Source organism: Bradyrhizobium ontarionense, from assembly GCF_021088345.1.
Classification (GTDB): domain Bacteria; phylum Pseudomonadota; class Alphaproteobacteria; order Rhizobiales; family Xanthobacteraceae; genus Bradyrhizobium; species Bradyrhizobium ontarionense.
In genome coordinates, this window is the sequence record NZ_CP088156.1 from 2,301,345 (window position 1) to 2,313,302 (window position 11,958).

The window sequence follows — 11,958 nt, forward strand, 5'->3', positions numbered from 1 at the left end:
TCCGGGCGACGGCCAAACAACGGGAACCGTGCCGCGCGTCCAGGGCATCACGGCGCGAACCGGCCGGGCGCCGGCAGCCGGTCGTCGTCGATCAGGGGGATCACGACGTAGTTGAGCACATATTCCGTGCCAAGCCAGGTCATGACGGTGGAAATCAGCAGCACTGCGGCCAGCAGCATCATGTCGCGTCGGTCCATTGCACAAATACGCCGCCATGATGCGACCGTTTCACATTGGAGCCATGCCGCACGCGGTCGGACATGGAACTCCCACGCGGTGGGGCGGCCGCGGTCCCCGGCGCGAGGGGCTCGGCTCGGGTTCGTTGCGCAGACAGTTCGTCCCTGATCGAAGCGTTACGGGCGGATCCGGGGCTAGAGGGTGAGACCCCTTCCCGCCACCGGGCTTCACCATGACCGAGAAATCCCCGCTCGCGACCGAGCTTGCGCTTCTGCTGTTGCTCTCCACGCTGTGGGGCGCCTCCTACAGCTTCATCAAACTCGGCGTGGCGACGATCCCGCCGCTGACCTTCATCGCTGCGCGCACCCTGATCGCCGGCGCCGTGCTCGCCGTCATCATCCACGGCCGCCGCCTCGGCTGGCCGGCAGACCGCGCCACCTGGCGGAAGTTCCTCGTGCAGGCCTGCCTCAACAGCGTCGTCCCCTTCACCCTGATCGCCTGGGCCGAGCAGATGACGGATGCGGGGCTCGCGACCATTCTCAATTCGACCTCGCCCATCTTTGTCTTCCTTCTCACCGCTCTGGTGACGCGCCATGAGCCGCTGACCTCGCGGAAGCTGTTCGGGGTCGTGGCCGGACTGCTCGGCACCTGTCTCATCGTCGGCCCGCAGGCGCTCGACGGATTGGGCAATGGCCTGCTCGCCCAGCTCGCCATCGTCGCGGCCACCATCTGCTATGCGGGCGCGGCGATCACGGGTCGCGGCTTCAAGGGTCTCGATCCGATGCTGCCGGCGGCAGGCTCGCTGTTGTCGGGCGCAGCGCTTCTCGGTCCGGTCGCGCTCGTCGTCGACCGGCCCTGGACATTGACCCCGTCGGCGGCTTCGCTGGCGGCGCTGCTGGCGCTCGCAACGATCTCGACGGCGCTGGCCATGGTGATCTATTTCCGCCTGGTGCAGACGCTCGGTTCGCTCGGCGCGACCGCGCAGTCCTATCTGCGCGTGCCGATCGGCGTCGGCATCGGTGTGCTGCTGCTCGGCGAGCGGCTGTCGCCCACCGCCTGGGCCGGACTTGCCTGCGTGGTGGCGGGCGTCATCGCCATGGCGTTGCCGGCGCCAGCGCACCGCGCCATCATGCATCCGCCTCGAACCTGATGCGGCACACCAGCCCCTCGTCGTGATAGTCCTGCTCGATGCTGCCGCCGATGGCCGCAAGACTCGCGCGGATCATGCGCGTGCCGAAACCTTCGCCCTGCGGCGCCGCGATCGCGTGTGGGCCCTGCTCGCGCCAAGTCACGAGGCTGCGGCTGCTTTCATGGGCGAGCTGGACGTCCACTCGCCCGCCATCGCCGCGAAGCGCACCGTATTTGACGGCGTTGGTCGCGAGTTCGTGGAACACCAGAGCGAGATTGCGGACGGCCTCCGGGCCCAATTGCACATCCGGCCCTTCGACCTCCACCGCCCCCGATGCGCGATACGGCGCCAACTCGGCTTCGAGCAGCACACGCAACGTCATGACGCGATGATCCGACCAAGCGAGGCTGTTGGCGCGGGCAACGGCATCCAGCCTGAGCGCGATCGCCTCCCCCTTCGTCCGGTCCTCGCCGGACAGGCTCGAGCGGACGATCGCCTGAAACACCGCAAGCTGGTTGTGCACGCGATGCCTCAGCTCTCCGAGCAGCAATTCGCGCCCATGTTCGCTGCGCTTGAGTTCCAGCAGCGCGTCCCGGCACAGATTTGCGAGCCATATGATCAGCGCCGATGTGCCCAGGAATGCGACGAGGTTGACAGCCTCCGTCTGTCCCGGACGGTCGGTGAACCCGACGAGCACCACGGCAGCCGACAGCCACGCTGCAAAGACGGCAGCCGGAACGCCGCCAAACAACGCCGCAAGCAACACGGAGGGGAAGAAAGTCGCATAAGGCAGGGTTGCGCCGGCGAGATCGAGCGCGATGCGACCAGCGGTCGACATGGCAACAACGAGCCCAGTCAGCAGGAACGTGGTCGCCGACCACGGTCTGCTCCGGACGATCCAATCTGAAAGACTCCGACCCACGTGCACGTTCGACCCCGAACGCAACATGTATCGCCGTGCGCGAACCGGAACAAGCTGGTGGAACTGCGCCGCGTAGCGAAAAAGTTTTGGAACTTTTTTGATGTAAGTGCGTTCCGCGCGTTGCGTTTCTCGTTCCACGGAACTGGTCTTCCTCGACGTGAACATCGGTTCCCCGCAGTACGCCGCTCCGTCGAGCGGCCTACGATGCTGCATGCCAAAGCGTACGCATCCTTGGCCACTCGAGGCGCGATCATCGGTGAGCTAGCGCGGATCCACATGTCAAACAGCATCGGACATGGTGTCGCGTTCTCGCGACGCGAAGCGTCCGAGTCCTGCCGAGACCATGTCCCTTCCGAAAATCGAGAGGGCGCGGGGAAGGCCGGGAGCTCGCCGCTCCCATGGCCCCCGTGCGAATAAAAAGCACGGGGTAGGAACCACAGGTACGGCCGAGATCCCCCGGCCTTCCCCGCGCAATGGTCTCACGCTTATACGCAGTCGCCCTGGTGCGCCGGCTTGTTGGCCACCATTCGCGACGACGCGCCGAGGCACGTCGCGCGGGACACCAGCATCGGGGTGTCAGGCCGCTGCGACTTCACGTCCGCGCCATGCCCTTCGTCCGCGTAGCAAGCTACGCTGCGGCACCTCGCGGCCATCGCTCCCCGCCCCGCGTGTCGTGACGATCGCGCGCAACGCCCCTTGCATGAGGCGGGATGGCCAAGAGAGAAGCAGATTTCGACAATTCTGAAAACAAGAATATTTTTCACACACCGTCTGGACAGCGAGTCGCGCCTTGAATTCGCTCATGAATTCGACGCTTCGGCGCAGACCAATCCGGATCACGGCAATCGCGCAGATGCGCGTCCGTAGCGGGCCATCATGCCCGCCGGGCAAATCAGGCACACTCTCCTGCATGGATGATGCAAGCGATGCATCTTCGCGCGGCACATCCGGATGACAGGATCACGACAACTGCGAACGCGATGACGAGGGACCGTTCATCCGCCGCGGCGCCCTGCTCTCGGCAATGGATGTTGACGTGTCCAGGCATCAGCTACTAAGGCAATCGGCTTCGAGATTTGGAGTGCCGAGCGTGATCATCGTCTTCATCGTTGCCGCCTTTGCCTATCGATTCGCCATGCTGGCCGTCTCGATCCGCAACGAGAAACGGCTGCGCGCCGAGGGGGCCACCGAATATGGCGCGTCAGTGTCGCGCTGGCTGGCGATCGCGCATGTCGCCTTCTACCTCGCGGCGACCGCCGAGGGCCTTGTTCGCGATGCGCCGCTTGACGCCATCGGCATCGTCGGGTTCGTCATCTACCTGTTCGGCGCAGTCATGCTGTTCGTGGTGTCACGGCTGCTCGGGCGCGTCTGGACGGTCAAGCTGATGATCGCACGCGACCATCAGTTGGTGACGCATCCCCTGTTCCGCATGGTCCGCCACCCGAACTACTTCCTCAACATCCTGCCCGAGCTGATCGGCTATGCGCTGACCCTGCACGCCTTCATCACGCTGGTGGTCGGCCTGGTCGTCTATGCCATCCCGCTCACCCTGCGCATCAGGCAGGAGGAGCAGGTCATGCGGGAGAGGTTTGCGGCTTATTGAGTCGACCGGAGGCCGTCAGATCAGTTGAGCGGCAAGTTCCCTTACGTGCTCGGAGACGTTGGGACTGTTCATGATTGCGAAAGGGTCGAATTCCGCGAAGTCCTCCCTGATGAGGTCACCACCGTGGTCGAGTATCTCCTTGAAATCATCCCGCCCCAGAACGACGTAGGGCTCAAAGCCGATCGACTGCAGCAAAGCCCATACGTCACCAAGGGTCTCCGGTTGGCGCCTGCCCAGGGCTTCCGATACCCGGAAGCGAGAAAGCCCGCGCACCATGGCGACGAGATTGACGATGCCCGTGAAGTAATCTTTGCGGAGGTCGATATAGATCTTGTCTTCCAGAAAATCGGGCACCTCGGCCTCGCCCACGATGAGCGGAAGCATCACGGTGCGTCCTTCCTTCTGCTCCCGCGCGAGAGCCTTCTTGTACTCGGTCTTGGTCCAGACCGTCTTGTTGTAGTTCTCGGTGATGAGGATCGCGATGTAACGCGAGGCATCCATGGCCTTTGCGATTTCGTCGGTGAGGCTCTGGCCGACTTCCATCTCCCAATCATCCAGCCAAACGTCGAGTGAGCAGAAGTTCAGCGTCTTTGCGAGTTGAACGGCGGCCTTCTTGTCTCGCGACGAGTGACTGAGAAAAATGTCAGGAACGGCTGTTCGCTTCGCACCGCGCTGCACCGGCATCATCGCTCAATTCCCTGTTTCACTCGCGGGAGTTGGATTCCAGACCGCACGTCAGGCACGATGAGCTTGCCTCGCCCTCCACGTGCAGGTCAAGCGCCGCCTCTACCGCCCTAAACCGGGGGTCGAAACGACGGTGAAGCACGGCCGCAACAAATATCGATGGCTGTCCGGTCTCAGGCGCGCTTCCTGCCTCGGACAGGTCGAGGACGGCCGCCCGGTCGTTTGCGCGCCGAGTCCATCAGACGTAACCCAGCGCGAGGTGAAGGCCTTTACGCCTGCAGGCTCGGCGCGACCTCGCGCGCGATTTGAACGAGAGCCGCGATCAGCGGCGTCATCGGGTCGCGCTGCGGGATGACGAGGCCGATCTGATAGTTGATCACGGGATCGTTGATCGGAATCGAGCGCACCTTGTCGGCGAGCCCCAGCGTCTCCGCAAGCTTGGCCGGCATCACGCTGGCCCAGCGGCCCGTCTTCACATGGGTGTAGAGCACGAGCAGGGAATTCGACGTGAGCGTCGGCGTGACCTCGTTCCCGGCGGCGCGCAGCGCGCGATCGATGATGCGGCGGTTCTGCATGTCCGGCGTCAGCAGGCACAGCGGCACCTGCCCGACCTCCTGCCAGGTCACCTGCTCGCGATCGCCGAACATTGCATCCGGCGCGGTCAGCAGCCGATAGCTTTCGTTGTACAGCGGGATGGTGCGGACGCGGCCGATCGGCTCGTTCTCGATGTAGGTCAGCCCGGCGTCGACTTCGAGGTTTTCCAGCAGGCCGAGCACGTCGGCGGACGTGCACGACATGATGCGGAAACGCACCTCCGGATGACGCGCGCGAAACGGCGTCGTCAGCGACGCGACCATACCGAGCACGGTCGGCACCGCCGCGATCCGGATTTCCCCGGACAGCTTGTCCTTGAGGCCGTTGATCTCCTGGCGCATCGCCCGGAAATCCCCGACGATGCGGCGCGCCCAGTCCAGCGTGCGCTCGCCTTCGGGCGTGAACCCCTGGAAGCGCGAGCCGCGCTGCACCAGCATCACCCCGAGGATCTCCTCGAGCTGCTTGATGCTGGTCGACATGGTCGGCTGGGTGACGCCGCAGGTCTCGGCGGCGCGGCCGAAATGCCGCTCCTTGGCGAGTGCCAGCAACAATTCGAGCTTATCGATCAAGCAGCGGGCCCCCAGAAGTTGCAATCGCGGGCGTCGCCCGTGCGAAGCGCATCGTCATCACCGCGCGTTTCCATAGCACGGCCGGACAGCTCTCGACACCGCAAAGGGCGCCACGGCGCCGACTTGCGGCCGCCGCTTTTCAGTCAATTTTTAACAATCCGTCGATTGCTTTTCGCTATCGCAGCACGGGACAGCTTTATTGATATCTCGAACGATTCCAACTCTGATGCCGCCAACCATTCGCAACGCAACAATCGGGATGAGAATGACGCCGGTCTATGAACCCTGGGAGGCGGCGCGCGGCGCCGACATCATCGCCGAGCACAGCAAGCTGGAGGGCGCAACCCTGCCGATCCTCCATGCCTTGCAGGAAACATTCGGCCATGTGCCGGAGGATGCGCTGCCGATGATCGCGTCGGCGCTGAACCTGTCGCGCGCCGAAGTCTACGGCGTCTTCACCTTTTATCACGATTTTCGCAGCCGACCGGCCGGACGGCACGTCCTGAAGTTGTGCCGCGCGGAAGCCTGCCAGGCCGCGGGCGGGGATGCGCTGGCGGCCCGCGCCGAAGCCAAGCTGGGCATCGCGCTCGGCAACACCACGGCGGACGAGCGCGTGACGCTCGAGCCGATCTACTGCCTCGGCCTGTGCGCCACCGCGCCGTCCGCCATGCTCGATGGCCGCCTCGTCGGCCGTCTCGATGAAGCCCGCATCGATGCCCTCGTGTCGGAGGCCCAACGATGAGCCTGCGTCTTTTTGTCCCGTGCGATGCCGGCGCACTCGCCGTCGGCGCCGATGAGGTTGCGCAGGCGCTGCACGGCGCGGCGCTGGAACGCGGTGTCGAAATCGAGATCGTCAGGAACGGCTCGCGTGGGTTGTACTGGCTGGAGCCATTGGTCGAACTGGCGACCGCGCAGGGCCGCTTCGCCTTCGGCCCGGTGACCACTGATGACGTGCCGTCGCTGCTCGACGCCATCATTGCCGACAAGCCGCACAAGCTGTCGCTCGGCCTGACCGAGGAGATTCCCTGGCTGAAGCGGCAGACCCGCCTCACCTTCGCCCGCTGCGGCATCGTCGATCCGCTCTCGCTCGACGACTACCGCGCCCATGGCGGCTACAAGGGCCTGACCCGCGCGCTGACCCTGACGCCGGATGCCGTCATCGCCGAGGTCACGACGTCGGGCCTGCGCGGCCGCGGCGGCGCCGGCTTCCCGACCGGCATCAAGTGGAAGACGGTGTCGCAGACCGCGGCCGACCGCAAATACGTCATCTGCAATGCCGACGAGGGCGACAGCGGCACCTTCGCCGACCGCATGCTGATGGAAGGCGACCCCTTCGTGCTGATCGAAGGCATGACCATCTGCGGCCTCGCGGTGGGCGCCACCAAGGGCTACATCTACACGCGATCGGAATACCCGCACGCGATCGCGACCATGGCCAAGGCGATCGAGATCGCCAGGAAGGCCGGCTTGCTCGGCGACAAGGTCGCCGGCTCCAACTATACCTTCGATCTCGAGGTCCGCACCGGCGCCGGCGCCTATGTCTGCGGCGAAGAGACCGCGCTGATGGAGAGCCTCGAGGGCAAGCGCGGCCTGGTGCGCGCCAAGCCGCCGCTGCCCGCCCATCACGGCCTGTTCGGCAAGCCGACCGTGGTCAACAATCTCTTGTCGTTCGCGGCTATCCCTTTCATCCTCGACGAGGGCGCCAAGGCCTATGCCGATTTCGGCATGGGGCGCTCGCGCGGCACGATGCCGATCCAGATCGCCGGCAACGTCAAGTTCGGCGGCCTGTTCGAGACCGCGTTCGGCATCACGCTGGGCGACATCGTCGACGACGTCGGCGGCGGCACCTTCACCGGCCGTCCCGTCCGCGCGGTCCAGGTCGGCGGCCCGCTCGGGGCCTACTTCCCGCGCGCGCTGTTCGACACCCCGTTCGACTACGAGGCATTTGCTGCCAGGGATGGCCTGATCGGCCATGGCGGCATCGTCGTGTTCGACGACAGCGTCGACATGTCGAAGCAGGCGCGTTTCGCGATGGAGTTCTGCGCCATCGAATCCTGCGGCAAGTGCACGCCCTGCCGCATCGGCTCGACCCGCGGCGCCGAGACCATCGACAAGATCCGCCGCGGCGAGCGCGTGCCTGAGAACATCGCCCTGGTCGAGGACCTCTGCGGCACCATGAAGCTCGGCTCGCTGTGCGCACTCGGCGGCTTCACGCCCTACCCGGTGCTGTCGGCGCTCAAGCATTTCCGCGAAGATTTCGGACCCCAGCAGCCGCGTTTGCAGGCTGCGGAATAGCAATCGGAACAGGACATCGGCCATGTCGCTCATCCACGAAACCGATTACGGCACACCCCGCTCCAAGTCCGAGACGATGGTCACGCTCACCATCGACGGCCAGAGCATCACCGTGCCCGAGGGCACCTCGATCATGCGCGCGGCCATGGAGGCCGGCACGCAGATCCCGAAGCTGTGCGCGACCGACATGGTCGATGCGTTCGGCTCCTGCCGGCTCTGCCTCGTCGAGGTCGAGGGCCGCAACGGCACGCCGGCGTCGTGCACGACGCCGGTCGCGGCCGGGCTCGTCGTCCACACCCAGACCGAGCGGCTGAAGAAGATCCGCAAGGGCGTGATGGAGCTCTACATCTCCGACCATCCGCTCGACTGCCTGACCTGCGCCGCCAATGGCGATTGCGAGCTGCAGGACATGGCCGGCGCCGTCGGCCTGCGCGACGTGCGCTACGGCAACCAGGGTGAGAACCACGTGTTCGCGGACGCCTGCGGCGAGGCCAACCCGGCCTGGTTGCCCAAGGACGAGTCCAATCCCTATTTCACCTATGATCCTTCCAAATGCATCGTCTGCTCGCGCTGCGTCCGCGCCTGCGAAGAGGTCCAGGGCACGTTCGCGCTGACGATCTCCGGCCGCGGCTTCGACAGCCGGGTGTCGCCGGGCATGAGCGAAAGCTTCTTAGGCTCCGAGTGCGTGTCCTGCGGCGCCTGCGTGCAGGCCTGCCCGACCGCGACCCTGACCGAGAAGAGCGTGATCGAGATCGGCCAGCCCGAGCATTCGGCGGTGACCACCTGCGCCTATTGCGGCGTCGGCTGCACCTTCAAGGCCGAGATGCGCGGCGAGGAAGTCGTGCGCATGGTGCCGTACAAGGACGGCAAGGCCAATCGCGGCCATTCCTGCGTCAAGGGCCGCTTCGCCTGGGGCTATGCGACCCACAAGGAGCGCATCCTCAAGCCGATGATCCGCGAGACCATCGACCAGCCCTGGCGCGAAGTCTCCTATGACGAGGCCTTCACCTTCGCCGCCAAGAAGATGCGCGGGATCCAGGCCAAATACGGCCGCGACTCGATCGGCGGCATCACCTCCTCCCGCTGCACCAACGAGGAAACCTACCTCGTTCAGAAGCTGATCCGCGGCGGCTTCGGCAACAACAACGTCGACACCTGCGCCCGCGTCTGCCACTCGCCGACCGGCTACGGCCTCGCGACGACCTTCGGCACCTCCGCCGGCACGCAGGACTTCGACTCCGTCGAGGACAGCGACGTCATCATGGTGATCGGCGCCAACCCGACCGATGCGCATCCGGTGTTCGGCTCGCGTATGAAGAAGCGGCTGCGCGAGGGCGCCAGGCTGATCGTGGTCGATCCGCGCAAGATCGACCTGGTGAAGTCGGCGCATGTCGAGGCGGACTATCATCTGCCGCTGCTGCCCGGCACCAACGTCGCGATCATGACCGCGATGGCGCATGTGATCGTCACCGAAGGCCTCGTCAACGAGGCCTTCGTGCGCGAGCGCTGTGACTGGAGCGAATTCCAGGACTGGGCCGAATTCGTCTCCCAGGAGAAGAACAGCCCCGAGGCGATCGCCAAGATCTCCGGCGTGGATGCAGAGGCGATCCGCGGCGCAGCACGGCTCTATGCCACTGGCGGCAATGGCGCGATCTATTACGGGCTCGGGGTCACCGAGCACAGCCAGGGCTCGACCACGGTGATCGCGATCGCCAATCTCGCGATGGCGACCGGCAATATCGGCCGCCGCGGCGTCGGCGTGAACCCGCTGCGCGGCCAGAACAACGTGCAGGGTTCCTGCGACATGGGCTCGTTCCCGCACGAGCTGCCGGGCTACCGGCACATCTCGGGCGACGCGGTGCGCGACCAGTTCGAGGCGATGTGGAACGTCAAGCTCAACCCCGAGCCGGGCCTGCGCATCCCCAACATGTTCGACTCGGCGATCGACGGCACCTTCATGGGCCTCTACGTGCAGGGTGAGGACATCCTGCAGTCCGATCCCAACACCACCCATGTGGTGCAGGCGCTGTCGTCGATGGAATGCGTGATCGTGCAGGACCTGTTCCTGAACGAGACCGCCAACTACGCCCACGTGTTCCTGCCCGGCTCGACCTTCCTGGAGAAGGACGGCACCTTCACCAACGCCGAGCGCCGCATCCAGCGCGTGCGCAAGGTGATGACCCCGCGTAACGGCCTCGCCGACTGGGAGGTCACGATCGGGCTCGCCAAGGCGATGGGCTTCGAGATGAAGTACAACCATCCGTCCGAGATCATGGACGAGATCGCGGCGCTGACGCCGACCTTCACCGGCGTCTCCTATCAGAAGCTCGAGGAGATGGGCTCGGTGCAGTGGCCCTGCAACGAGAAGTTCCCCGAGGGCTCGCCGATCATGCATGTCGACGGCTTCGTCCGCGGCAAGGGCAAGTTCGTCGTCACCGAATATGTCGCGACCGACGAGCGAACCGGGCCACGTTTTCCGCTGCTGCTCACGACGGGGCGCATCCTGTCGCAGTACAATGTCGGCGCCCAGACGCGGCGCACCGACAACGTGGTGTGGCATGGCGAGGACGTGCTGGAGATCCATCCGCACGACGCCGAGCAGCGCGGCATTCGCGACGGCGACTGGGTGCGGCTGATCAGCCGCGCCGGCGAGACCACGCTGCATGCGCTGATCTCCGAGCGTGTGGCCCCGGGCGTGGTCTACACCACGTTCCACCATCCGCTGACGCAGGCGAACGTGATCACGACCGACTATTCGGACTGGGCCACCAACTGTCCGGAGTACAAGGTCACTGCCGTGCAGGTGTCGCAGTCCAACGGTCCGTCGGACTGGCAGAAGGCCTATGATGAGCAGGCCCGCAACTCGCGTCGTATCTCCCCGGTCGTGGAGGCGGCGGAGTAAGATGGCCGATGCGGTGCGCATCGCAAATCGTCTGGTCTGGCGCGACGGAGCCCTCAGTGAGGGCACCCGTCGCGTGCCGGAGGAGACCGCGGTCGCGCTGACCTATAATGGCGGCACTTATGCGGTCATGATGGCGACGCCGCAGGACCTTGCGGACTTCGCCATCGGCTTCAGTCTCAATGAAGGGCTGATCGCCGCGCGCGACGAGATCATTTCGCTGGACGTCGTTTCTCTTCCCGACGGGATCGAGCTCAGGATGTGGTTGCCCGACGCGTTGGCGCAGCGTCTGGCCGAGCGTCGCCGCGCCTTCGCGGGACCAACCGGCTGCGGATTGTGCGGCATCGATTCGATCGCCGAAGCGGTGCGGCCGGTGGCGCGCGTGCCCGAAGGCCGCGGCTTCCTTCCGCGCGACGTGATGACCGCGCTCGCCGCGATCGAGCCGCTGCAGAAGCTCAATCACGAGACCCGTGCCGTGCATGCCGCGGCGTTCTGGAGCCCCGCCCGCGGCATCGTCGCCCTGCGCGAGGATGTCGGCCGCCACAACGCGCTCGACAAGCTCGCCGGCCACCTTGCGCAAACGCGCGCGCGCGCGAGCGACGGCATCGTGCTGCTGACGAGTCGCGTCTCCGTCGAGCTGGTGCAGAAGGCTGCCGCGATGGGCGCGCCGGTCATGGTGGCCGTATCGGCGCCGACAGCGCTTGCGATCCGCATGGCCGACGCCGCCGGCATCACCCTGATCGCCGTCGCCCGCAACGACGGCTTTGAAATCTTCACCCATCCCGAACGGATCGTCGCGGGCACTGATCCGGGCGCGCGATCAACACAAGCGGACCAATCCCATGTCGCATAGCACCCACGACCGCCTGGTCTACATGGCCAACCAGATCGGCAAGTTCTTCCATTCCCAGGGCGGCGATCAAGCCGTGACCGGCGTCGCCGAGCACATCAAGAAGTTCTGGGATCCGCGGATGCTCAAGACGATCTTCGCCCATCACGATTCCGGCGGCGCCGGCCTCGATCCGGCCGTGGCCGAGGCGATCGGCCGGCTGAAGCAGGCGGCGGCTGCGAAGGAAAAGGCGTAAG

11 protein-coding genes are annotated in these 11,958 nt (G+C 65.5%); 7 read left to right on the forward strand and 4 right to left on the reverse strand.

Annotated elements, in window-relative coordinates; all coding sequences use genetic code 11:
- Window positions 1–47: 47 nt before the first annotated feature.
- Window positions 48–182, reverse strand: coding sequence for a hypothetical protein (locus LQG66_RS37240; RefSeq protein ID WP_256460610.1), 135 nt, complete (start codon window positions 180–182; stop codon window positions 48–50).
- A gap of 227 nt (window positions 183–409) precedes the next feature.
- Here LQG66_RS37240 and LQG66_RS10530 point away from each other — a divergent pair, with 227 nt between their 5' ends.
- Complete coding sequence (locus LQG66_RS10530; RefSeq protein ID WP_231326156.1) at window positions 410–1,327, forward strand: DMT family transporter; 918 nt, start codon at window positions 410–412, stop codon at window positions 1,325–1,327.
- On the opposite strand, the gene LQG66_RS10535 is transcribed toward LQG66_RS10530, so the two are convergent.
- Window positions 1,305–2,144: a sensor histidine kinase gene (locus LQG66_RS10535; RefSeq protein WP_231326157.1), complete on the reverse strand. Its 840-nt coding sequence runs from the start codon at window positions 2,142–2,144 to the stop codon at window positions 1,305–1,307. The two genes, LQG66_RS10530 and LQG66_RS10535, sit on opposite strands and share 23 nt — an antisense overlap.
- Before the next feature lie 1,165 nt (window positions 2,145–3,309).
- On the opposite strand from LQG66_RS10535, the gene LQG66_RS10540 reads away from it, so the two are divergent.
- Window positions 3,310–3,831 carry an isoprenylcysteine carboxyl methyltransferase family protein gene (locus tag LQG66_RS10540; RefSeq protein WP_231326158.1) on the forward strand — a complete coding sequence of 174 codons (522 nt, stop codon included), beginning with the start codon at window positions 3,310–3,312 and terminating at the stop codon, window positions 3,829–3,831.
- 15 nt (window positions 3,832–3,846) lie between these two features.
- Here LQG66_RS10540 and LQG66_RS10545 read toward each other — a convergent pair whose 3' ends face one another.
- Both LQG66_RS10545 and LQG66_RS10550 read right to left on the reverse strand, forming a co-directional pair.
- On the reverse strand, window positions 3,847–4,518 hold the full coding sequence (locus LQG66_RS10545; protein WP_231326159.1) for a toll/interleukin-1 receptor domain-containing protein: 672 nt from the start codon (window positions 4,516–4,518) through the stop codon (window positions 3,847–3,849).
- A gap of 266 nt (window positions 4,519–4,784) precedes the next feature.
- On the reverse strand, window positions 4,785–5,678 hold the full coding sequence (locus LQG66_RS10550; RefSeq protein WP_231326160.1) for a LysR family transcriptional regulator: 894 nt from the start codon (window positions 5,676–5,678) through the stop codon (window positions 4,785–4,787).
- 265 nt (window positions 5,679–5,943) lie between these two features.
- Here LQG66_RS10550 and LQG66_RS10555 point away from each other — a divergent pair, with 265 nt between their 5' ends.
- Genes LQG66_RS10555 through LQG66_RS10575 form a run of 5 tightly spaced genes read left to right on the forward strand, consistent with a single transcriptional unit; the run spans window position 5,944 to window position 11,957 of the window.
- Complete coding sequence (locus LQG66_RS10555) at window positions 5,944–6,420, forward strand: formate dehydrogenase subunit gamma (protein ID WP_231326161.1); 477 nt, start codon at window positions 5,944–5,946, stop codon at window positions 6,418–6,420.
- Entirely contained in the window at window positions 6,417–7,973 is a 1,557-nt protein-coding gene (locus tag LQG66_RS10560) for a formate dehydrogenase beta subunit (RefSeq protein WP_231326162.1), read from the forward strand. The genes LQG66_RS10555 and LQG66_RS10560 overlap by 4 nt, the downstream gene beginning before the upstream one ends.
- Window positions 7,974–7,995: 22 nt before the next feature.
- The gene (gene fdhF / locus LQG66_RS10565) at window positions 7,996–10,875 is read left to right on the forward strand and encodes a formate dehydrogenase subunit alpha (protein ID WP_231326163.1); all 2,880 of its coding nucleotides are present in this window, start codon (window positions 7,996–7,998) and stop codon (window positions 10,873–10,875) included.
- A gap of 1 nt (window position 10,876) precedes the next feature.
- On the forward strand, window positions 10,877–11,725 hold the full coding sequence (gene fdhD, locus LQG66_RS10570; RefSeq protein ID WP_231326164.1) for a formate dehydrogenase accessory sulfurtransferase FdhD: 849 nt from the start codon (window positions 10,877–10,879) through the stop codon (window positions 11,723–11,725).
- Window positions 11,715–11,957 (forward strand): formate dehydrogenase subunit delta, encoded by a 243-nt coding sequence (locus LQG66_RS10575; RefSeq protein WP_231326165.1) that lies wholly within the window; start codon window positions 11,715–11,717, stop codon window positions 11,955–11,957. The genes fdhD and LQG66_RS10575 overlap by 11 nt, the downstream gene beginning before the upstream one ends.
- The last annotated feature ends 1 nt before the right edge of the window (window position 11,958 follow it).